Source organism: Kaistella flava (ex Peng et al. 2021) (assembly GCF_015191005.1).
In the GTDB taxonomy this organism is placed as follows: Bacteria; Bacteroidota; Bacteroidia; order Flavobacteriales; family Weeksellaceae; genus Kaistella; species Kaistella flava.
Map to the genome: position 1 here is coordinate 2,016,819 of NZ_CP040442.1, position 21,921 is coordinate 2,038,739.

A 21,921-nucleotide genomic window follows, 5' to 3' on the forward strand; every position below is an offset into this window, starting at 1 on the left:
ATTTATTTTGTTGGGATGTGTTCTGTATTTTTGAGCTGTCTTTTCGCTTCCAAAATTTCTGCGGGCGTTGATGGAATGATCACATCTTGTTTTTTATTGACCATTTTATAGAAATTATAAGCAAAAACAAAGTGTGAAATCCACATCATTGTTCCACCAATCGCACGCCATAACCAATACGGAGCCATTAGAATTACGCCTTGAATAAATGGCTTATTTTCCATCCAAAGCAATCCTTTTTCTGTAGATCCAATCATTAATGACACGGTATAAAACATCAATCCAATTAAGGCCAACCAAAAATGAATTCCTACCCAAATTTTTGGTGGTTCTTTTCCGGTAATCCTTGGAACTAAAGTGTAGATAAAGCCCCAAAGCATAAAAGTGATAATTCCATACATCGTTAAATGCGAGTGAGCGACCGTGAAATCGGTAAAGTGCCAAATCAAATTCGTATATCGAAATGCTTCTACCGTTCCCTGCATCGAGCCAGTAAAGTAGAAAATTATACCAATGATATAAAATGGAAGGGTATAAGAATTTTTAATCTGATACCAAGCCCCATTAAAAGTGAGTAAAAAGTTAGCCGTCCCAGCTACAACTGGAATCACCATACCAACACTAGCTACAATAGCAACCGTTTGCATCCACCAAGGAATGGCACTAAATATAAAGTGATGACTTCCGATTAAAGTGTAAAATATAATTTGTGTCCAAAATGCTAAGATTCCTAAGCTGTAAGAATAGATCGGTTTATTAAGTTGTTGAGGAAGAAAATAATACATCAAACCTAAAGTCAAAAACATGAACCACATTCCTACACCTTGATGCATATAATATCCTTGCACAATTGTTTCTGCCAAACCATCTTGCCACAAAGGAACATAAGCAACAACCAAGATCACCACTACATACATCATCGCAGCAATAATATACCAGTTTGAAACGTAGATTTCTCTGGTGGTCCGCTTTGCAACCGTCATTAAAAAATTATAAAGTGAAAGAATAATTCCTGCTGCAAAAAGCCCCATCACCGGCCAAATATATTCACGGTATTCTCCACCTGCATTATTCATTCCGGCCATTAAACAAACCGTTCCTGACAATACCGCAACATTCATTAAAATTAAAGTATACCAACCGATTTTAAGGTTATGAATCTCTACATTACTTACCCGTGGAATTACATAATAAGAAAGCCCAACCATTGCAAAGGACGCCCATCCCCAGAAAACCATATTAGTATGAACCGGACGAAGTCGCCCAAAACTCAACCAACTAATGTGATCTGCATCAGGTGCAACAAACTTAATTCCCAAATATTCGCCCACTGAAGTACCAAAGAGTAACCAGAAAATGGCACAGCCAATAAAATAAAGAATCAATTTTGCTAATCCTGGCGAAATATATTTTTGTGGAACAAAACTTTTTTTATGAGGAATAACCCGCAATTCTTCAATAGCGTTGATATTATGAATAATCCCTTTTTCGTCTGAAGGTGGGATTTTACCAGAGAGTTCATTGTGTGGAATTTGATACGCTTCCTCCGTTTTTCTTTTTTTGTAAAACTCGACTTCTTCCGGAGAAAGACTTTCTACTTTTTTGTTGAATTCATAGAGTTTATGCCGGTTACGCAGGTCTTTGTACGTACCATAAGTCTTGACGACGGCGATCAGTAAACCAACGAGTACCGGTATTAAAATAAGCAATACCGTAATCTGAATTCCCGATTCCCCAAAAATTGAATTATTCATATGGAAAATATTAAAAGATAAATTTGTCCTTTATTATAGAAAAAAAACTATCGTTTCAAAAACGTCACCCCATCAGAGACTTCTTCAGCCAAGGACTTTAAAGAAGTACTACCTAAGGTGTATCTCATTTCTTCTCGAATTTTTATAAAATTGACATGCATTGGACAGGGCTTTTGCCCATCACATCTTCTAAGACCCAGAGTACAATTTTCAAAAATTCCATCACCATCGATTGCTAAAACAATTGTCAAGAGTGATACTTTTTCTAAATCAGCAACTGCTATAAAAAAACCTCCAGTGGGACCTTTAAGGGAAGACAAAACTTCGGTTTTAGTTAATTTCTGTAAAATCTTCGCCATAAACGCAGGCGGAGAATCGGTATGTTTTGCTACTTCTTTTAAGCTTACTTTATGATTTTTTATGGAATGTTTGGCAATATAAATGGCTGCCCGGATCCCATATTCACATGATTTAGAAAACATATCTTTTTACCTATGAACAAATGTAGAGAAAAAAATAATAAAAGACAATAGGGTCTTCTATTATTTTTCATTGAATTTTAAAAAAATATGAAATTAAAATTTTCACTTAGGCCATCACCGGAATATGAATATCCTTTTTGAATTCTTTATTAATTTCCTCTATAAAATGAGCAGATAAAAGCGGAGATGCTTTTTCAATATTCTGATGCACAAAGAAATACAGATTTTTCAAACCTTCTTTTTTCCAGACTTTGAGGCGTTCTACCCACTCATCAAGTCTGGTATAATCACTGTCCGCATTCGCTCCAACGTAGCGTATAAATGCAGTTGGCGTGGTAAGTCGCATGTGCAACATATCTCTCCTGCCGGCAGTATCTACGATAATATTGGTAATATGATGCTTTTCAAAAAGATCCATTGTTTTGTTGAAAATTTCTTCATCTGCAAACCATTCGCTATTTCTTAATTCTATAGCAAGCGGAACTTCTTTTGGCCAATCCTGAATAAATTTTTCTAAACGCTCGTAATCTTTCGGTTTAAAATTATCGTGAAGTTGCAGAAATACCATTCCTAATTTATCATCAAAGTTTAAAACCGAAGTTGCAAATTGCGTTACGACGTCGGTAATATTTAGCAATCTTCTATAATGCGAAACCGTATTTGGAATCTTCGGGAAGAATTTAAAATCAGCTGGAGTTTTATCTTTCCAAGTCAGGATCTGATCTGGAGATGGCATACTGTAAAATGTAGCATTCAACTCAATTGAATTAAACTGAGTAGAATAATATGTCAATTCATCTTTCGCCCCTTTTGGATAAAATCCTTTCAAATCGGTTTTGTTCCATTTTGCACACCCAATTGAAATATTGAAATCTTTGGATTGAGTTTCCTTTAAAATTTCTTTGGTTCTTGGATGATCTTTAGGAAGCGTAAAATCGATTTGCGACGGGTCTTCTACTTGTCCGAATTTCATAATATTAAAGATTTGAGGATTTTTTTTAGGAATCTAAAATTTGCTGCAATCTACTTCAAAATAAAAATTTTGAATGTCATCATTATTTGTTGTTATTTCCCTTTCTATCGAATGAATCACGCCGCCGCCACCGATAAAATAATAAAACCTGATGTACATCTGCGCAGATGGTTTGTATAGCAAATCTACGGACATCTCGCCGTTATTCTCCACCGCAGTATTGTTGAAGGTTCCACCTCCCGACTTTAGCAGCGTCGCAATATATAGTGGTGGATTATTATTGTTGTTGACTTTTAAATTAAATTTAACCTTGATGGGTTTCCAGGCATTTACATCGCGCACATTACTTTTTCCTGCTTCTAAAGATAAATTGGTAACTGATTCGGCGATATGTCCGTTGGCATTCTCCACAATAACATGATAGACATATTCTTCCTTAGAACCATCGATGATGTAGTCAAAATTGATCTTGTAAAAACCATTTTGGTCACTTCGTGTGGTTGCAACTTCTTCAGTTTTTGTACAGCTGAGATAGCCGCAGTAGGTTCTGTAAGACCGCTGCACTTTCACTAAATAATCTGCAACCGGGAGATTTCTTTGAAAATCGTACACCTTGCCACTGACTATCGTCGGCTTCGAAGGTAATAGAGGAATATCCTCATTTCTACTGTTGCAACTGATCAGTAATAACATTGCAATTAAGAGGATACTATTTTTCATCGGTGTCAACTATTGTCTAAGTAAATGTACAAAAGAAAACCACAGAAATACAACTGTGGTTTTAAAATTTATACCTGATCGCTTTTACGCTTCACAACTCGAACACGTCACAAAGTTCACCATCAATTCCTTAGAAACTGAAGAACTTCTTTGATAATACAAAGATTTTACTCCTTTTTTCCAAGCTTCGATATAAAGATAATTTACATCTTTTACCGGCATGGTCGCTGGAATCTGCAAGTTCAATGATTGCGCCTGATCAATATATTGTTGTCTTTGTGCAGCCTGAGAAATAATCTCCATTGGAGAAATCTCTCTAAACGTTTTAAATACCGCTTTTTCTTCATCACTCAATTCCGGAATATTTTGAACAGAACCGTGATTCAACATAATTGTTCTCCACGTATCTTCGTTGTCGATTCCTTTTTCCTGAAGTAATTTTGCGAGGTATTTATTTTTACGCATAAAGTTTCCTTTCGCCAAACCTGCTTTATAATAATTCGAAGCAAACGGCTCAATTCCCGGAGAAGTTTGTCCAAGAATCGCAGAACTTGAAGTTGTAGGTGCAATCGCCATTGTGGTGGTATTTCGCATTCCGTACCCTTTCAATAATTCTGGTTCACCGTAAATATTCGCCAATTCCTGAGAAGCAATAACTGATTGCTCTTTAATTTGTCTGAACGCTTTTGCATTAAACTGAGTCGCCTCAAAACTTTCAAACGGAATCATATTTTTCTGAAGATAAGAATGATACCCAAGAACTCCCAAACCAAGCGCTCTGTGACGCAAAGCAAAAGTTCGCGCACCATTTAAATAATAATTACCTTCTGTTTTCTCAATAAATTCTGTTAAAACTGCATCCAGGAAATAAATCGCTAATTTCACGGCATCCGTATCTTTCCACTCATCATATAATTCTAAGTTCATAGAAGAAAGACAGCAGATAAATGATTCCGCTTCGCTCGACGGCAACATGATTTCCGAACACAAATTACTTGCATTCACCGTCATCCCTAAATCTTTATAAACTTGCGGTTTATTTCTGTTCACGTTATCCGTAAAGAAAATATAAGGCAAACCTTTCTGCGCACGACTTTCTAAAACTCTCGCCCAGATTTTACGTTTGTCCATATCACCATCGATCATGTCCTGCATCCAATAATCCGGCACGCAGATTCCTGTAAACAAATTCTGAATCGGACTTCCAATATCTTTAATTGATAAAAACTCTTCAATATCTCCGTGGTCAACATCCAAATAAGCCGCAAAAGCACCTCTACGAACGCCACCTTGCGAAACCACATCCATTGCAGTATCATACAATTTCATGAAAGAAACTGCACCCGAAGATTTTCCGTTATCCGTAACCGCTGTTCCACGATTTCTTAACTCACCAAAATAGCCAGAAGTTCCGCCACCAATTTTGGTTTGCATAATCACTTCCCCTAATTTGTGCGTAATTCCTTCAATATTATCCGGCACATGAACATTGAAACAAGAAATCGGCAACCCTCTTTCCGTTCCCATATTCGCCCAAACTGGCGATGAAAAACTGATCCAACCTTTTCTAATCATCTCTTCAAAGGCAGGTTGCAGTTCTGGTTTATATAATCTTTTCGCCGCTGCTGTTGTGATTCTGGTAATTGCACCATCTACGGTTTCCCCTTTCAATAAATAACCGCGGTTTAACATTTGCTCCGACTCTTCGTTCAGCCACCATATTTTTGCTTGTTCTTCCATATTTTCTTTCTCTAAAATGTACCGCGTACAATGTGTGTTTTTATTAATTTTTTAGAAGCATCAAATATTCGCTTCTTCTTTATCTCGGTCCCGCTTTCCACTATATCCCGCCAAGGCGGGGATGCCGTTTCAATCAGGGCTATTAACTTCTGTCTTTTTTCTTTCGAAGGATTCTTTAATAATACTATTTCACCACTTCGTGGCTTTCTTAAATCCTGTTTATTTTCTCTCAAAGGGTTTCACCCTTTGCTAATGATTACGCCACTTCGTGGCTGGAAATACTATGTTACTTTAGATCTAGTAAAAAGAGTTCGCTGTTGTGCGACAAAGTTTATATTTAATTTTCGGCTAAAGCCAAATTGTGTTCTCTATTTTATAAACGGACTAAAGTCCGTTCCTATTGAATAAAATCACTACTGAGTAACAATTTTTAATATTTTTAAGAATCTAAATATTCAATTATTGAAGAAGTATTTATTTTTCTATTTTCAAAAAAATTTATAATCTCAATATACCTTTCCATCACATTTCCTTTCCCTTCCCTGAATATTCCTTTATATTGTTGAAACTTTTTTTGCTTCATTATTAAATATTCTGCAACTATCACTTGTCCGTTATCTAATTCTTCATCATCGTGGTCATTAAATCCTTGAAATTTTAACTTAAAAACTTTTGGATGATTTCTAATTTGTTCTTCAGTTTTAATAAAACCATCTAATTCAAAAAAAAGTCTTAAAATTCGTTGCACCTGAATAAAAGTAACTTCAGAAATTTCATCTGAATTCAAAATATGATCTTCAATATCAATATTAACTTTATTATATTCAGTCTTTATACCTTTTTCTAAAATAAAAATATTTTCTTCAATTCTCTTTATCTCCTCATTCTCTTCCTCATCGTACTGATCTAAATTTTCTTGCTTTTCATGTAATAAACCAATCAAAGCATTTCGAAAGTCTTTTGGGTATGATTTATTTTCTAACTTCATTTTCTTAAAACAAATCGTTCTCCGTAATACTCTTATCGTGTTTGGTATAATCAACCGGTCTTTTGGCGAAGAAATCATCCATTGAATTGGCGAAAACTTCTTCTTCAAACCAAACCATTGGACGGTAATCTTCCGGCGAAATATTGTAACGGGTTTTCATATTGATTTTCTTCAAACTGTCATCCACGCGGAATTTCATGAAGTTCAATAAATTCTCTTTGCTGACGTTATCGATTTCACCCATTTCGAAAATCCAGTCCAGAATTTCTTCTTCTACATTGATTGAATGATCAACCAAAGTGTAAATATCTTCGATGTCTGAATCGGTTAACAAATCTGCTTGTTCCTGACGGATTTTGTTGATCAAATAAATTCCAGCGTTGGCATGAATCTGCTCATCAACGGAAGTCCAGGCGATGATATTGGATACGTTTTTCATGTAACCTTTGAATCTTGTGAACGATAAAATAATCGCAAACTGAGAGAACAAAGAAACGTTTTCAATTAAAATACTGAATAACAAAAGAGAAGAAACATATTCTTTTGGCGTGGTAGAATTCGCGTGTTTTAAAACATTAGAAAGAAAATCAATTCTCTTTTTAATGGCAGGAATCTCAATGACTTGGTTAAAAGCATCGTTGTAACCTAAAACCTCCAACAAACGTGAATACGCTTCGGAATGACGGAATTCGCATTCTGCAAAAGTAGCGCCCAATCCGTTGAGTTCAGGTTTTGGCATGTGATTATAAAGATTCCCCCAGAATGTTTTTACAGAAACTTCGATTTGTGCAATCGCCAAAAGAGCGTTCTTAATCGCGTTCTTTTCATGAGGTTCTAACTGAGAGTGAAAATCCTGAACATCCGCCGTAAAATCAACTTCAGAATGTACCCAAAATGATTTGTTAATCGCTTCCACAAACTGTAAGATTTCGGGATACTCAAATGGCTTGTATCCAATTCTTTTGTCAAAAATTCCCATAGTAAAACTTAATTTTTAAATCACTTCTGTTAGAAAAGCGAAATTACACAACGATATGATTATTAGGTATTTGCAAAAAGAATTAACTCGAAAATATAGAATTTCTCCTTTAATGCGTTCCGTACAAAAATAGGAAATGAAACCTTAGTAAGAAAGTCGTTATCATTAATTCACTGACTATAAGCGGTAAAAGTTTTCCACAATCACACAGACCTTGTGTTCCCATTACCTTTACACAGCAACCATCGTCCTCAAGGACGATGAACCGCGCTAAATTATTAAACACTTTAATGCAAAATCTATCTTGTATGTACTTACAGGCTAAACAATACTTTAATCACCTTTGAATTTAGCCAGGAAATCTCTTGCGAAAATCATCTAAAACCTTCAAAATATGGGCTGTATTTTCAAAAAATAGCTCAAAAAAAATCACTCCAAGATGGTGGAATGATTGATCATTCAGAAAACATAAAGCAGACTCTTTCATCAAAATCATTTTTAGTTTTTTTTATTTGAATTCTTTAAATAATTGTCAATCTTTAGAAAACCAATGTAATTAGTTTAATTATAATCATTAGTTTAATGTAATGATTGTAACAAATAAATTAAATGACCTACCTATTATAAAATAAACCCTCCATTTGATGTTAGTAATTAAGGATCTCAATAAATCGTATGACACCGGAAAGAGCAAACTCCACGTTCTGAAAGGAATTAATCTTTCGATTGATGAAGGCGAATTTGTTTCCATTATGGGAAGTTCTGGTTCTGGGAAATCGACTTTATTGAATATCATTGGGATCTTAGATGAGAAAGATTCTGGGATTTATGAACTCGATGGAATTCCTATTGAACATCTTTCAGAAATAAGAGCCGCTGAATACCGAAGTAAATTTTTAGGATTTATCTTTCAGTCATTTAACTTGATTGGCTATAAAACTGCTTTAGAAAATGTGGCACTGCCACTCTACTATCAAAATATTCCCAGAAAAGAAAGAAACCATAGAGCCATGGAATATCTGGAGAAAGTTGGACTTGCAGATTGGGCAACGCATCTACCCAATGAAATGTCGGGTGGACAAAAACAAAGAGTTGCCATCGCCAGGGCTTTAATTACTGATCCGAAAGTAATTCTAGCCGATGAACCGACTGGAGCACTTGATTCTAAAACAACTTATGATATCATGAAACTGCTTCAAGAAATTAATCGCGAGGGAAAAACCATTATTGTTGTAACCCACGAACCTGATGTTGCGGCAGAAACAAAAAGAAACGTCATTCTAAAAGATGGTGTTATCGAAAGTGATGAGTTTATTACTCAAAGAGTTTTGCAATAGCAAATTTGCTTCGCAGTGAATTAGTGAATGGTGAATTCATTATAAAAATAAATAGAATTAAAAATTATGTTTGACCTTGACCGCTGGAGAGAAATATTCGAATCGATTCGCAGTAACGTATTGCGGACGGTGCTTTCTGGTTTTACAGTGGCATTAGGTTTATATATTTTCATCGTACTTTTTGGTATCGGAACTGGTTTACAAAATGCGTTTACCCAAGGTTTCGCCAGAGACGCAACGAACCTGATTACAATTTTCACCAGAAAAACGACCATCGCTTACGGCGGTTTACAATCTGATCGGCAAATCGTTCTTAAAAATGATGATTACGAGAAAATCACCAATGAAGAACCTGAAAAAATAGAAAGTGCCACACCGAGATATTCTTCAAACATGACCGTGAAATATGGTAAAGAAAGCGGGAATTATCAAATCAGCGGTGCAAATCCTGACGAGATCGTTATCGAAAACCGAAAATTAACAGAAGGCCGATACATCAATCCTATGGACCTAGATCGCAAACAAAATGTTGCAGTGATTGGTAGAATGGTTCAGCGTGATTTAATTAAAAACGGAAGTCCAATTGGTAAAGACTTGGATATTAATGGAAGCATGTTTAAAGTTGTTGGAGTGTTTTCTGATGATGGAGGCGACTTTGACGAGCGAATGATTACCGTTCCTATCACTACTCTGCAACAACTAAAAAAAGGTTCAGATACAGTAAGTACTATTTTTCTGACTTACAATACCAATCTGACTCCAGACCAAGCTATTAAATATGGTGAACAATTAGAAAAAGAATTAAAAGCAAAACATAAAGTTTCTCCCGATGATCAAAATGGTGTTGTAGTAAGGAATAACGCCAAAAATATGGGTCAGACTTTTCAGTTTTTATTCATTATCACCTTGATTGTAGGTTTCATCGGTATGGGAACTTTGCTCGCCGGGATTATCGGAATCAGTAATATAATGGTTTACATTGTTAAAGAAAGAACGCAGGAAATTGGTGTCCGAAAAGCGATTGGAGCCAAACCAAGCAGCATTGTCGGTTTGATTATGCAAGAAAGCATTGTCATTACGGTAGTTTCTGGTTTAATGGGTGTTGGCTTAGGAATTCTGACCTTGCATTTAATCGGCGACAGTTTAGAAAAATATTTTATTGTAGACCCATCCGTTGGTTGGGGATTAGTCATCGTTGCTTTTGTGAGTTTGGTTATATCCGGCTTGATTGCAGGATTTGTACCGGCGTACCGTGCCAGTAGAATTAAGCCAATTGAAGCGTTGAGAAGCGAATAGGTTCTGCTGATGAAAGAACATAGAGAAAAGATAAAAGACTTTACAAACACAATTTAAATTAATTTCGAATTAATTAGTGAATTTACTCACTTAAAGAAATTGACATTATGAACATCATTTTCAAAATAGATACCTGGCAAGAAATTTATTATTCCCTGAAGAATAATAAGTTGCGGACCTTTCTAACCATGATTGGCGTGGGTTGGGGAATGTTTCTTTTTGTTGCCCTTTTAGGTGCTGCGAAAGGAATGGAAAATGGTTTCGATAAAGCATTTTCTGGATTTGCAACCAACTCTATTTTTCTTTGGGCTCAAAATACCTCAATTCCTTATGATGGATTTCCGAAGGGTAGAAAAATGGATTTACATTTAGGAGATTTAGAAATGCTTCCTAAAAAAATTCCAGCCATCGATTATATTTCGCCACAAAGTTCGCGTGGGAATTTCGGTACTCCAGGCGAATCATTTTCCAGAAATGGTAAAAACGCAACCTATACTTTAAATGGAGATTTCCCAGTTGGAAATAAGATTTCTGAAAAAAAACTCATCTTCGGAAGATACTTAAATGATGCCGACATTGCCGGAAATAAAAACGTTACCGTAATTGGTGAAGAAGTTTATAAAAACTTTTTCGATGCTAAAAAGAATGAAAATCCGATTGGACAATCTATTAATATAAAAGGTATTTTCTTCAATGTAATCGGCGTATTTCGGGTAAAAAAAGGCGGCGGAATGGAAAATGACCAATCAGCATATATTCCTTTTACCACTTTTTCTAAAATGTATAATAACGGGGACAAAGTAGGTTTCTTTGCGATTGTAAGCAAGCCTGATGCAGATTTAAATGTTGTTGAAGATCAAGTAAAAACCGAACTCAAAAAGAAATACAATGTTTCGCCGGAAGACACCAATGCTTTTGGGAGTTTTAACCTCGGAAAAGAATTTGCTAAACTGACCGGATTCCTTACTGGAATGCAGTTACTAACAATTACAGTGGGAACATTAACCATTTTGGCCGGCGTAATTGCGATATCAAATATCTTACTAATTACGGTAAAAGAAAGAACCAAAGAAATCGGTATTCGTCGTGCTTTGGGTGCAAAACCGGCAGAAGTACGAAATCAGATATTATTAGAAAGTGTGGTGATTACTTTATCGTCAGGACTTTTGGGTTTTATGTTGGGAATATTCCTGCTGATGATTCTCAATGCGGTAACCCAAGGCCAGGATACTTTTCCGTTTTATAATCCAACGGTAAATTATGGACAGGTTTTCGGTGCGATGGCGATTATGGTCATTTTAGGTTTAATTGTCGGAATGATCCCGGCGCAACGAGCTGTTAAAATTCGTCCGATTGAAGCGTTGAGATCTGAGTAATAAATAATGAGTAATCGTTAATGAGTAATGAAAGTTAATACTCAGGACGATATTGCGACCCGACCTGAATGGAGCTCTTTTTGCGAGGAGGCACGACGAACAAAAAAGCGGGAATGGAGGGCGGAAATAGTCGCCCCAAAAAAAATTAAAAAATAAACGAAATATATGAAAAAGAAGTTCACTTTTAAAAAAGCCATTTATATCCTCTTGGGATTGATCTTCGCCGTGGCACTGTTTTCGGGAATTAAATATCTGATTTCATCCAATTCTAAAGAAAGCGAGCAGTTCCTTACCAAAAAACCATTTGTTCAAAATATGGACGATAAAGTAATGGCAACGGGAAAGATTGTACCGAGAGAAGAAATTGAAATCAAACCCAATATTTCTGGGATTATCGATAAAATTCTGGTGACCGAAGGTGATAAAGTTACCGCTGGACAATTGGTTGCAACGATTAGAATTGTACCGAGCATTCAGAATGTGAACGCTGCACAACAGGAAATTAACAACGCGAATTTGCAGATCAGCAATGCTCAAATTAATGTGTCGCAACAGCAAAAACAATTTGCAATGCAAGAGAGATTATATTCGCAAGGCGTGATTTCTAAGCAAGAATATATTTCGTCACAACAGCAATTACAATCAACGCAGCAAGCATTACGAAATGCGCAGCAACAAAGAGAAACGGCTCAGAAAAACCTTCAGATTGCGAAAACTGGTGCAACTCCAGAATTGGCTGGTTTGGCGACCACTCAAATTCGCTCCAAAGCGAATGGAACTGTTTTAGAAGTTCCGGTAAAAGTCGGAAGTCAGGTAATTGAGGCGAATTCATTTAATGCAGGAAGTACGATTTGTTCGATTGCAGATTTGAATTCTCTTATTTTTGAAGGAACGATTGATGAAGCTCAAGCCGGAAAATTAAAAGAAGGTTTGGACATGAATGTGGTCATCGGTGCCTTGCAAAATAAGTCATTTCCAGGTCGTGTAACGATGATTGCACCGAAAGGAAAAGAGGAAAATGGAACGATTAAATTCCCTATCGAGGCTGACGTTTTTAATAAAACCAATGAATATATCCGCGCAGGATTTTCTGCAAACGGGGAAGTTATTTTGAGTTCTCAGAAAAACGCTTTGCTTTTGGATGAATCTTTAATTCAATATGAAAAGGTGAATGGAAAAGATAATTCTTTCGTCGAAGTAAAACAGCCGGACGGAAAATTCAAAAAAGTGAATGTGAAACTCGGCGCGAGTGATGGAATTAATGTTCAGATTTTATCGGGAATCAACAAAGATGCTGAAGTGAAAGTTTGGAATCCATCTGATAAGGATAAAGAAGCTTTGAAAGAGAAAAAAGGTAAATAAGCAATTATCCTTTTATTTAAAAATAGATCATCCCGGAAAATTTTCCGGGATTTTTTTTATCAATTTATCTGGAATTTTTCAAAATGAAATATTTAAAGTCTTTTAAATCACAAATAACAACGATATTTTCTAGGTGAAATTTGAGCTTATTAGTAATTTTTAATGATACTTTCTAATTGGTATCATAAAATCTCGATAAAAAAAAGGGTATTGTTTATCAGCAAATTAAGGTGGTTATCACGTACGTTTCGCTTCTTATTTTATGCAACTTTGCATCTGAAAAACAGAACATTTTATTGTAGGGAAAATAAGATGTAAATATATTACAATTATGAAAACCTTTGACTTCGACGTAGACGATTGCTTTGATTCAGCGTGTAATTCTTTAAGTAAAGAAATGGGAACTGGCTCAAAAGCAAATTTAGACTCAGATCTAAGAAAGAAAATTCAAATGAATAATAACCGCAAAAAAAAGAAAATGTCTTTATATGAAAAAATAGAAATTGCTTGCTTACTGCTTCTGGTAAAATTTCTAATTTAAATATAACCATCAAGTAAACGTAAAATTTAGAATCAGATATTTATTAAAAATAATTATCTGATTTTTTTTGCTTTTTTTATTTCGCTTTTCTGAGCAATAATGCCAGGTTTAGGAACACAAGAAGTAAGCCCAAAGTCATCCAGATCGCAGTTTTGATATTCTCAAATTTAAGTTCTTCGATATGAGTTTTTGCAATGTCTGCCAATTTAGAACTCTGAACAATATAATTTTGAACCTCGATAATTTGATCTTCATTTTTATTGGGTACCGAATGTTGGGAGAAGTATACCAGGTTTTTCTTACCCATATAAGCGGCAATCCAATATTGATCGGAGGAATCCATTTTCAGATAATCGATTCTGTAATAATTATTTCTGATGATCCCGAGATGGCGTGTTTCATATTTTAAATCTGGATCAGAATCATCATTTACTTTAATGATGTAAAAATCTACCGGAAATGGCAATTTGTTTACAACCTGCACTGTCAATGAGTTTTCCAAAAAATGATCCACACTTTTCTGAATGAAATAATAAGTGAAAACAACGATGGAAATTCCGACGATTATCATCCGAAACGCTTTCGCCCAAATACTGAATCTACCAGTTTTAATGACAGAAAGAAGCAATCCGAAAGAAAGTAAAACTGCAAGCAGGAAAAACAAATAAAACATGCCGTAAAGATAAATAAAATTAACAAGTACGAAATGGTAATTTATCGGCTTATGAACTTATTGCACGCTGTTTTTTGTAGATAAAGATGAACTGCTGTAAATTATTTTAACGCAAAGGCGCAAAGGGTTTTTCCATTAATGCTATTTAAATTACGGTCGCAGAGCCGTTTCACTTAGAAAATAAAAATCTTGGTACATTAACTATCGAACTCCTTTGATGCATTCCACTTCTTACTTGGCTCTTTTTACTTTTTACTTGGCTCTTCTTTACTCCACATTCCATTCCCGAGAAAATTGATCGAGGAAATTAAGCATAAAATCGTGACGCTCCTGTGCTAAATCTTTTCCAGTTTTCGTATTCATTAAATCCTTTAGAAGCAATAATTTTTCGTGAAAATGGTTGATTGTTGTTCCTTGCGATTTTTTGTATTCCTCTTTTGCCATATTCAATTTAGGCTGAATATCAGGATGATACATTAAATTATTTTTGAAACCACCAAAGTTGAAAGTCCGGGCAATGCCAATCGCACCAATAGCATCGATTCTGTCGGCATCCTGAACAATCTGCAATTCGATGGGTAAAACATCAGGAACTTCTCCCCTATTTTTAAAAGAAATATTTTTAATAATGAATAAAACCTGTTCGATGAGTTCATCGGAAACATTTTGACTTTTTAAAAATTCATTTGATATTTTCAAGGCTAAAGTTTCATCGCCATCGTGAAATTTGGGATCGGCAATATCATGAAGCAAGGCGGAAAGTTCAACTACTTCCAAATTACAATTTTCTGCACCTGCGATTTTTTTTGATAATTTCCAGACTCTTTCGATGTGAAACCAATCGTGACCAGCTTCGGCGCCTTCTAATTTCTCTTTGACAAAAACGATCGTATTCTGAATTAAATTCTGGGACATATTTTTATTATAAATAAATTGAATAACTGTCTACACTTTTTTTAAACCGCAAAAGAGGCAAAAGTTTTACGTGAAAATAAGCAAATTAAAAGTTTGCAAAAGTAGAATGAAATAATGACTTTACCATTTTGCATTTTTTTGAAAATCTTTTCCTTCAATATGTCTTTCGTGCCTATTGTGGTTTAAAAAAGTTTAATTTTATTTTGAAACTTCTACAAATTGAAAAACCTGTTCGGTTTTCGGATTATAAATAATCGTACTACTATTCGGGAATCTTTTCAATTTATAATATTCGATGCTTTTATCGTTTTTAAGATCTTCTAAAAAACTCATATCGATCGTATTATCGGGTAGAAATTTCTCTACAAAACTTAATTTATCAATGAAACTTTTACCATCGATTTTCTTGGCGACTTTATCAGATTTCTCTTCATTTGAAGTTTCCTGACGTTCCAAATAAGGAATCAACAATTCCTTATGCGCTTTATATTTAAAAACATAAGCTGGCGAACCATTTGGAAAAGTAAATTTCTTACCTTTAAAATCAGAGATCATGGTTGGATCTCCCTGAGGAAATACTTCTTTAAACTGAGCATTTTCAGCATTGGTTAATGAGTTAATTGAATTACTAACGGTTTCATTCAACGTTTCTTTAACTGCATTCTGCGCTTTTTCTTTGACACTTGTAGTTGTTTTTTCAATCTGTTCATTGATGGTTTCTTCTATTTTTGAACAAGAATTTATCGCCAATAAAGGCAAAATAACTAAAATATATTTTTTCATTTTTAAAATTTAAATTTAATTTTCTTTGAAAGAACTCAATAATTTATCGAGATTAAGACTTCGCGCTGACGCATCAAAAATTTCGCGATACGACCCGTTAAGATGGATGAGATCATCATGCGTTCCGCTTTCGACAACCTTTCCTTTTTTCATCACATAAATACAATCTGAATCTAAAATCTGCGATAAAGAATGCGAAATAATAACGATGGTTCTTCCTTCTTTAATCGCATCTAAAGAGTTTTTAATCTGTTCGGTTGCAATCGCATCTAAACTTGCAGTTGGTTCATCCAGGAATATGATCGGTGGATCTTTCAGGAATAAACGCGCAATTGCTATTCTTTGTTGTTGACCACCGGAAAGTTGCGTCGCATCGTGATTATATTGTTCCGGAAGATCGATAATTTGATCGTGCAAATATGCTTTTTTAGCGGCAGTTTCTATTTCCTCAAAAGTCGCATTCATATTTCCGTACCGAATATTATCTTCAATACTTCCCTGGAAAATATGATTTTTCTGTAGAACTAAACCGATATCATTTCGTAAAGCTGTATTATCAAAATCATTCAACTCAACATCATCCAAGAAAACATTTCCAGAATCGGGTAAGTAAAATTTACATAATAAATTAATAATCGTCGATTTTCCCGCGCCACTTAAACCAACCAATGCTGTCGTCTTTCCGTTCTCAATGGTCATATTAACATGGTGTAATGCTTTGGTTCCATTAGGATAAGTGAAATCTACATTCTGTAATTCGAATTTACCTTTAATATTTTTTTCAATATAAGTTCCGTTCGGTTCGGTTTCCTGGTCTGCATTTAAAATATCAAAATAGCCTTCCGCATAAATCATCGCATCATTCATATCATCATAAATCCTGTGAAGTTGGCGAATCGGCGCAGAAACATTATTAAATAAAAGAATATGCAACATAATTGCACCAATCGTCATTTGTTGATCGAGCACTAAATAAACGGTTAAAAGAATAATTAAAACGACTCCAAATTGTTCAATAAAAGTTTTTAAACCATCATAAATAAAATTGGTTCTTCGGGTAAACATCTGGCTTTCCATCAACTGCATTTGCAAATCGTACTGTTTCTTGCCTTCAAATTTTTCCCGAACAAAACTTTTAATCACCATAATGGAATTGATTAAATTTAAAAGTCCTGAAGTTTTTTTCTCCCGTTGATTTCTTAGTTGTCGACGAACTCCAGAAAGTTTTTTAGCCTGTAAAGAACTGATTACAAAATAAATAGGGACTACAATTGTAGAAACCAAACCGACGTATACATTTTGCATATACATAATTACCAAAGCAATCATCGCGTTAGAAAACATCGGTAAAATATCGATAAAGAAGTTTTGAACCAGTTTGGTTAAACTCTCAATTCCGCGATCAATTCTTTGTTGAAGTTTTCCAGATTCGTGATTTTCATCATTGTAAAAAGCGACGCTGTAAGTCAGTATTTTATCAATCGCAGTTTGTGCTAAAACTGAACTGGTGTTAATTCTGATTTTTTCACCGTAAAATTTTTGACCAAATTGAATGAAAATATTAAGGATTTCTTTCCCCAGTAAAATGGCAGAAATAATAACCAAAACATGAACTCCTTCATCCATCGGATTTGGAAGTTGCGTTAGTTTGGTAACTTCATCAACGGTATATTTTAAAACCAACGGATTTACCTGCGCCATCAAAGCACCGATAAATGTCAGAAACAAAGTTCCGTACATCATCAAACGATAAGGTTTAATAAATGGAACCAGTTGCTGATAAATATTGTAAAGAGTAATCGTTCTGTTGAAAGGTTTGGGCATATTTTAAAATAGAAAAAATTTTTGGAATATTCTAAGTTAACAAAAAACCGACCAAATCAATTATTTAAAATTGAGCTGAGAAAAGACAAATACAACTCTTTATGCTTCAAATGAGAACGTAGTCAAATAATGTAATTCTGGTTTACTTGCAGCCTTTGCACTTGATTCCGTTTCTTCCAAAGAATAATTTGTATTGATTTCTTTCTTTTGAAATAGAAAAGAGTTATTGGAGTTTTTGTCAACCACTTCATTGAAGATGTGTTCGATTTCAGAATTCGACAAAGAGGCAAAACTGATATCTTCGAAACCATACATCAAGCGTAGATTGTCGGTATTCTGAAAATTCTCGTCAACAAAATCCTGGAACTGGTTTTTAGAATCAAAATTCCCGGCCCAAATATTATAGACAAAAGATCTTCTTTTCGGTTTATTTAAAATATCCTGATACACGAAGTTTTCACCCAAATAGGCATCCCGAACTTGTGGATCATTTGCCAAATCATGCGGAAGTCCTTCTTTTAAAATTCTACCTTCAAACATAATATACGTTTTATGGGTAATCGCTAAAGTCTGTTGAACGTTGTGATCGGTAATTAAAATTCCGATATTTTTATCAACCAAACTTCTAACAATTTTCTGAATATCTTCCACGGCAATTGGATCAACTCCGGCAAAAGGTTCATCTAACAAAATGAAATTCGGACTGGTTGCAAGACAACGGGCGATTTCAGTTCTTCTTCTTTCACCACCAGATAATAAATCACCACGGTTTTTTCGAACATGTTGCAAAGAAAACTCTTCGATGAGTTCGTCGCATTTCATCTGCTGTTCTCTCTTTGAAAGTTTGGTCAATTGTAAAACTCCCAAAATATTATCTTCTACGGACAGCTTTCTAAAAACAGATGCTTCTTGCGCCAAATAGCCGATTCCTTTTTGAGCACGACGGTACATCGCATCGCTGGTAATGTCTTTATCGTTTAAGAAAATCTTTCCCGAAGTTGGCTTTACCAAACCTACAGTCATATAGAAAGTAGTGGTTTTCCCAGCACCGTTTGGACCGAGAAGTCCAACGATTTCACCTTGTCGAACTTCGACTGAAACCCCTTTTACCACTTTTTTCGGGCCGTATTCTTTAATTAAATTTTCTCCGCGTAGAATCATGTAGCAAATATAATAAATTAGATGTAAGGTTGCGTTAAAACCTACCAAACACAACCGCGAAATTGAATGTTAAAAACCAGGCCAAACACACTAAAATTAAAAGCTATAAATTCATGGAATTATTTTTAAAATCACTCAATTAACATTTCAATATTAATAAAAACAGAAAAATATATTTGAAATTCGTGCATTCGTGGCAAAAAATGCTGCGTTTCCTTTGGAATAAAATAGATTTCTTTGAGTTTTCGGTTTAAAAAAATTATCTTCGCTCTTTAGAAAAATCATCAGATTTGAGTGCCAAAGAAAAAGAATTCGCGAAACTAATAAAAGATAATCAAGGTTTGATTATCAAGGTTTCACGACTTTATACCAATACTTTGGAAGACGAGCAAGATCTTTTTCAAGAGATTGTGTTACAACTTTGGCGTTCCTACGACTCATTCAAAGGACAATCGAAAATCTCTACTTGGATGTATCGAGTCGCTTTGAATACTGCAATTACCCTATTCAGAAAAAAAACAAAATCACCTCAAACTGATGAACTGATGGATTACCATCACAGTGATTTTGTAGAAATTGATGATGAAAAACAACAGCATATTTCGACGCTTTATAAAGTCATCAAAATGCTTCCGAATGTAGAACGTGCGATTGTCACGATGTATCTGGATGATTTACCGTACCGCGACATTGCAGAAAACTTAGGAATCACAGAAGTAAATGCGAGAGTGAAAATGAACCGCTTGAAAAAAACTTTAAAACAATTAATGGAAAAGCATGCCTGAATTTGATTTAGATAATTTCAAAAAAACCTGGCAACAAGAACCTGTTCAGCCAAAATATAATACCAGCGAAATAGAATCGATGCTGAATAAATCGTCACGTAATTATGTGAAATATATTCTCTGGATTAGTTTAGTAGAATTTATTTTGATTCTCGGAGCCAATTTATATTATACCTTTTTAGGAGAAGACACTACTGATTTAATGAGCGTTTTGGGAAAACTCGGCATTGATAATTCAGCTTATTTTGAAAATACGTTAGCACAACTTTATTTCATTTTAAAAATGGTGAGTTTGGCTATGACTGGAGCTTTTGTTTATTTATTCTACCAAAATTATCGAAAAATCAATATTGAATCCAATCTAAAAAAACTGATTTTACAAATCATTAAATTCAAAAAAACGGTTCAACTATTTATATTAGCCAATATCGCCTTGGTTGTTTTATTTACCTTGATTTTAGGGATATTCACTTTCTCAGTTTTAGCACAACAAAACATTGAATTAACGAATCCAACATTGATAGGCTTTATCGCCGGACTAATCCTCACGATGGGAATTAGCGTACTCATGATCTGGATTTATTACCGCATCGTTTACGGATTCATCCTTAGAAGATTGGGCAAAAATCTGGAACAACTCCAAAATATAGAAGAGGGAAATTAATTAAAATTCCCCTCTTCTTTTTATATTCTTTTAAAGCTAATTGCTACAATTCTTTTCTTAAACGCGCCACTGGAATATTGAGTTGCTCACGGTATTTCGCAATCGTACGTCTGGCAATATTGTATCCTTTTTCTTTCAAAAGTCCAACTAAAGCATCGTCGGTATGTGGCTTTCTCTTGTTCTCACTATCAATAATATCCATCAAATGGGTTTTGATTTCTTTGGTAGAAACTTCTTCACCGTCATCATTGGTTAATGAATCCGAGAATAGGCTTTTCAAATAAACAATTCCGTTTGGCGTATCAGCATATTTGCTTTTTACCACACGGGAAATTGTAGAAATATCAAATCCCGTAATATCTGCAACGTCTTTCAAAATCATCGGTTTCAATGATTTGTCATCAGCTGTAATGAAGTATTCTTTTTGCAATTGAACAATGGCAGAAATCGTTTGTAGCAAAGTATTCTGACGCTGATTAATCGCATCAATATACCATTTTGCCGCATCTAATTTTTGCTTTATAAAAAGTGCTGCCTGTTTATGTTCTGCAGATTTTTTATCGTGAGAATAGGTCGTTAAAATATCTTTATATTCATCTGAAACTCTCAAAGATGGAGCGTTTTTACTATTTAACGAAGGAATTACATCTACTCCTTTTGCACCATTATCTTTAATGGTAATTAAGAAATCCGGAATAATTTCATTATTAATGGTAATCGTTTGCGTATCGAAATTCCCACCAACTTTCGGCGATAATTTCGAAATCACTTCCAAAGCATCTTTTAAATCTTCTTCTTCGATATCATATTTCTGAATAATCTTGTTGTAATGCTTATTCGTCAAAGCATCAAACTGATTTCTCAAAATATTTCCGGCTAAACTTACTGCTTTATCGGCACTTACTTTTTTCTCGATTTGTAGTAAAAGACATTCTTGTAAACCTCTGGCACCAACTCCCGGCGGATCTAATTTCTGAACGTAGTTTTCTAAGATTTCAGTTACCTTTTCAGTAGTCGTAATCATTCCTTGCGAGAATGCCAAATCATCAACCAACTGTTTCACTTCTCTGCGAAGATAACCGTCATTATCAAGATTTCCGATAATATATTCTGCAATTTTCAAATCATCATCATCAACTTTAGCCAAATATATTTGTTCCAAAAGGTAATCGTACAAGGATTGCCCTTCTGTTAAAAGCGACTGATTATCAAACTCTTCATCGTCCGCAGAATAATTATTCGCTGAAGATTTGTAAGCTGGTTCGTCATCAAAAATATATTCGTTAACATCAAAATCAGTGTCGATACTTTCGTTGCCTTCTTCTTCAAATTTTTCGTCGAGTGAGGAATATTCTTCTTCTTTATTATCTTCCTGCACTTTTTCTAAAGCAGGATTTTCTTCCAGTTCGCGCTCTAATTCCTCCTCAAATTCGAGGGTATGAAGTTGAATCAATTTCATCAACTGAATTTGTTGCGGGGCCAATTTCTGGCCGAGTCTCATTTGAAGATTTTGTTTTAACATATTATTTGCTAATTCTCTTGTGTTTTTATAATTGAATAAGAATACC

General features: G+C 34.8%; 18 protein-coding genes and 1 pseudogene. 6 read left to right on the forward strand and 13 right to left on the reverse strand.

The genetic code is table 11. The annotated features are described in order from the left end of the window. Positions 1 to 2 precede the first annotated feature (2 nt). The 7 genes from Q73A0000_RS09165 to Q73A0000_RS09195 all read right to left on the reverse strand — a co-directional run bounded on the left by Q73A0000_RS09165 (position 3) and on the right by Q73A0000_RS09195 (position 7,636). The gene (locus Q73A0000_RS09165; RefSeq protein ID WP_193810675.1) at positions 3 to 1,754 is read right to left on the reverse strand and encodes a cbb3-type cytochrome c oxidase subunit I; all 1,752 of its coding nucleotides are present in this window, start codon (positions 1,752 to 1,754) and stop codon (positions 3 to 5) included. A 47-nt stretch (positions 1,755 to 1,801) separates the two neighbouring features. After that, positions 1,802 to 2,236, reverse strand: a complete 435-nt coding sequence (locus Q73A0000_RS09170) for an RrF2 family transcriptional regulator (protein ID WP_193810676.1) — start codon at positions 2,234 to 2,236, stop codon at positions 1,802 to 1,804. Positions 2,237 to 2,342: 106 nt separating this feature from the next. Beyond that, the gene (locus Q73A0000_RS09175; protein ID WP_193810677.1) at positions 2,343 to 3,209 is read right to left on the reverse strand and encodes a DUF72 domain-containing protein; all 867 of its coding nucleotides are present in this window, start codon (positions 3,207 to 3,209) and stop codon (positions 2,343 to 2,345) included. 33 nt (positions 3,210 to 3,242) lie between these two features. Then, positions 3,243 to 3,929, reverse strand: a complete 687-nt coding sequence (locus tag Q73A0000_RS09180; RefSeq protein WP_193810678.1) for a hypothetical protein — start codon at positions 3,927 to 3,929, stop codon at positions 3,243 to 3,245. 84 nt (positions 3,930 to 4,013) lie between these two features. Further along, on the reverse strand, positions 4,014 to 5,669 hold the full coding sequence (locus Q73A0000_RS09185) for a ribonucleoside-diphosphate reductase subunit alpha (protein ID WP_193810679.1): 1,656 nt from the start codon (positions 5,667 to 5,669) through the stop codon (positions 4,014 to 4,016). A gap of 439 nt (positions 5,670 to 6,108) precedes the next feature. Continuing rightward, entirely contained in the window at positions 6,109 to 6,657 is a 549-nt protein-coding gene (locus Q73A0000_RS09190; RefSeq protein ID WP_193810680.1) for a hypothetical protein, read from the reverse strand. A gap of 4 nt (positions 6,658 to 6,661) precedes the next feature. Continuing rightward, positions 6,662 to 7,636, reverse strand: a complete 975-nt coding sequence (locus tag Q73A0000_RS09195) for a ribonucleotide-diphosphate reductase subunit beta (protein ID WP_193810681.1) — start codon at positions 7,634 to 7,636, stop codon at positions 6,662 to 6,664. A gap of 644 nt (positions 7,637 to 8,280) precedes the next feature. On the opposite strand from Q73A0000_RS09195, the gene Q73A0000_RS09200 reads away from it, so the two are divergent. From Q73A0000_RS09200 to Q73A0000_RS09215, 4 genes are all read left to right on the forward strand, one after another. Next, positions 8,281 to 8,973, forward strand: coding sequence for an ABC transporter ATP-binding protein (locus tag Q73A0000_RS09200; RefSeq protein WP_193810682.1), 693 nt, complete (start codon positions 8,281 to 8,283; stop codon positions 8,971 to 8,973). Between the two features lie 66 nt (positions 8,974 to 9,039). Next, positions 9,040 to 10,269 (forward strand): ABC transporter permease, encoded by a 1,230-nt coding sequence (locus Q73A0000_RS09205; RefSeq protein WP_193810683.1) that lies wholly within the window; start codon positions 9,040 to 9,042, stop codon positions 10,267 to 10,269. A 107-nt stretch (positions 10,270 to 10,376) separates the two neighbouring features. Beyond that, a complete protein-coding gene (locus Q73A0000_RS09210) occupies positions 10,377 to 11,645 on the forward strand; it encodes an ABC transporter permease (RefSeq protein ID WP_193810684.1) in 1,269 nt (422 codons plus the stop codon). Positions 11,646 to 11,810: 165 nt separating this feature from the next. Then, positions 11,811 to 13,007 (forward strand): efflux RND transporter periplasmic adaptor subunit, encoded by a 1,197-nt coding sequence (locus tag Q73A0000_RS09215; RefSeq protein WP_193810685.1) that lies wholly within the window; start codon positions 11,811 to 11,813, stop codon positions 13,005 to 13,007. Positions 13,008 to 13,624: 617 nt separating this feature from the next. Here Q73A0000_RS09215 and Q73A0000_RS09220 read toward each other — a convergent pair. The 5 genes and pseudogenes from Q73A0000_RS09220 to lptB all read right to left on the reverse strand — a co-directional run. After that, positions 13,625 to 14,221, reverse strand: coding sequence for a hypothetical protein (locus tag Q73A0000_RS09220; RefSeq protein ID WP_193810686.1), 597 nt, complete (start codon positions 14,219 to 14,221; stop codon positions 13,625 to 13,627). Positions 14,222 to 14,488: 267 nt separating this feature from the next. After that, entirely contained in the window at positions 14,489 to 15,136 is a 648-nt protein-coding gene (locus tag Q73A0000_RS09225; RefSeq protein ID WP_193810687.1) for an HD domain-containing protein, read from the reverse strand. Between the two features lie 198 nt (positions 15,137 to 15,334). Further along, the gene (locus Q73A0000_RS09230) at positions 15,335 to 15,919 is read right to left on the reverse strand and encodes a hypothetical protein (RefSeq protein ID WP_193810688.1); all 585 of its coding nucleotides are present in this window, start codon (positions 15,917 to 15,919) and stop codon (positions 15,335 to 15,337) included. Between the two features lie 15 nt (positions 15,920 to 15,934). Beyond that, entirely contained in the window at positions 15,935 to 17,662 is a 1,728-nt protein-coding gene (locus tag Q73A0000_RS09235; RefSeq protein WP_244140851.1) for an ABC transporter ATP-binding protein, read from the reverse strand. Between the two features lie 516 nt (positions 17,663 to 18,178). Next, positions 18,179 to 18,904 (reverse strand): annotated as a pseudogene (gene lptB / locus Q73A0000_RS09240) (LPS export ABC transporter ATP-binding protein); the annotation flags it as partial. A gap of 290 nt (positions 18,905 to 19,194) precedes the next feature. Here lptB and Q73A0000_RS09245 point away from each other — a divergent pair. Both Q73A0000_RS09245 and Q73A0000_RS09250 read left to right on the forward strand, forming a co-directional pair. Further along, on the forward strand, positions 19,195 to 19,689 hold the full coding sequence (locus Q73A0000_RS09245; RefSeq protein ID WP_193810691.1) for an RNA polymerase sigma factor: 495 nt from the start codon (positions 19,195 to 19,197) through the stop codon (positions 19,687 to 19,689). Next, positions 19,682 to 20,353 carry a beta-carotene 15,15'-monooxygenase gene (locus Q73A0000_RS09250; protein WP_193810692.1) on the forward strand — a complete coding sequence of 224 codons (672 nt, stop codon included), beginning with the start codon at positions 19,682 to 19,684 and terminating at the stop codon, positions 20,351 to 20,353. The genes Q73A0000_RS09245 and Q73A0000_RS09250 overlap by 8 nt, the downstream gene beginning before the upstream one ends. 43 nt (positions 20,354 to 20,396) lie before the next feature. Here the strand turns inward: Q73A0000_RS09250 and rpoN are convergent, their stop codons facing one another. Further along, positions 20,397 to 21,875 (reverse strand): RNA polymerase factor sigma-54, encoded by a 1,479-nt coding sequence (gene rpoN, locus Q73A0000_RS09255; RefSeq protein ID WP_193810693.1) that lies wholly within the window; start codon positions 21,873 to 21,875, stop codon positions 20,397 to 20,399. Positions 21,876 to 21,921 lie beyond the last annotated feature (46 nt).

Bases quoted from the DNA above. Each gene is read 5' to 3' on its own strand.
- Q73A0000_RS09220 (WP_193810686.1), bottom strand. From the start codon at position 14,221: ATGTTTTATTTGTTTTTCCTGCTTGCAGTTTTACTTTCTTTCGGATTG.
- Q73A0000_RS09250 (WP_193810692.1), top strand. From the start codon at position 19,682: ATGCCTGAATTTGATTTAGATAATTTCAAAAAAACCTGGCAACAAGAA.
- Q73A0000_RS09180 (WP_193810678.1), bottom strand. From the start codon at position 3,929: ATGAAAAATAGTATCCTCTTAATTGCAATGTTATTACTGATCAGTTGC.
- Q73A0000_RS09205 (WP_193810683.1), top strand. From the start codon at position 9,040: ATGTTTGACCTTGACCGCTGGAGAGAAATATTCGAATCGATTCGCAGT.
- Q73A0000_RS09235 (WP_244140851.1), bottom strand. From the start codon at position 17,662: ATGATGTACGGAACTTTGTTTCTGACATTTATCGGTGCTTTGATGGCG.
- Q73A0000_RS09210 (WP_193810684.1), top strand. From the start codon at position 10,377: ATGAACATCATTTTCAAAATAGATACCTGGCAAGAAATTTATTATTCC.
- Q73A0000_RS09190 (WP_193810680.1), bottom strand. From the start codon at position 6,657: ATGAAGTTAGAAAATAAATCATACCCAAAAGACTTTCGAAATGCTTTG.
- Q73A0000_RS09185 (WP_193810679.1), bottom strand. From the start codon at position 5,669: ATGGAAGAACAAGCAAAAATATGGTGGCTGAACGAAGAGTCGGAGCAA.
- Q73A0000_RS09200 (WP_193810682.1), top strand. From the start codon at position 8,281: ATGTTAGTAATTAAGGATCTCAATAAATCGTATGACACCGGAAAGAGC.
- Q73A0000_RS09215 (WP_193810685.1), top strand. From the start codon at position 11,811: ATGAAAAAGAAGTTCACTTTTAAAAAAGCCATTTATATCCTCTTGGGA.
- rpoN (WP_193810693.1), bottom strand. From the start codon at position 21,875: ATGTTAAAACAAAATCTTCAAATGAGACTCGGCCAGAAATTGGCCCCG.
- Q73A0000_RS09165 (WP_193810675.1), bottom strand. From the start codon at position 1,754: ATGAATAATTCAATTTTTGGGGAATCGGGAATTCAGATTACGGTATTG.
- Q73A0000_RS09175 (WP_193810677.1), bottom strand. From the start codon at position 3,209: ATGAAATTCGGACAAGTAGAAGACCCGTCGCAAATCGATTTTACGCTT.
- Q73A0000_RS09170 (WP_193810676.1), bottom strand. From the start codon at position 2,236: ATGTTTTCTAAATCATGTGAATATGGGATCCGGGCAGCCATTTATATT.
- Q73A0000_RS09225 (WP_193810687.1), bottom strand. From the start codon at position 15,136: ATGTCCCAGAATTTAATTCAGAATACGATCGTTTTTGTCAAAGAGAAA.
- Q73A0000_RS09195 (WP_193810681.1), bottom strand. From the start codon at position 7,636: ATGGGAATTTTTGACAAAAGAATTGGATACAAGCCATTTGAGTATCCC.
- Q73A0000_RS09230 (WP_193810688.1), bottom strand. From the start codon at position 15,919: ATGAAAAAATATATTTTAGTTATTTTGCCTTTATTGGCGATAAATTCT.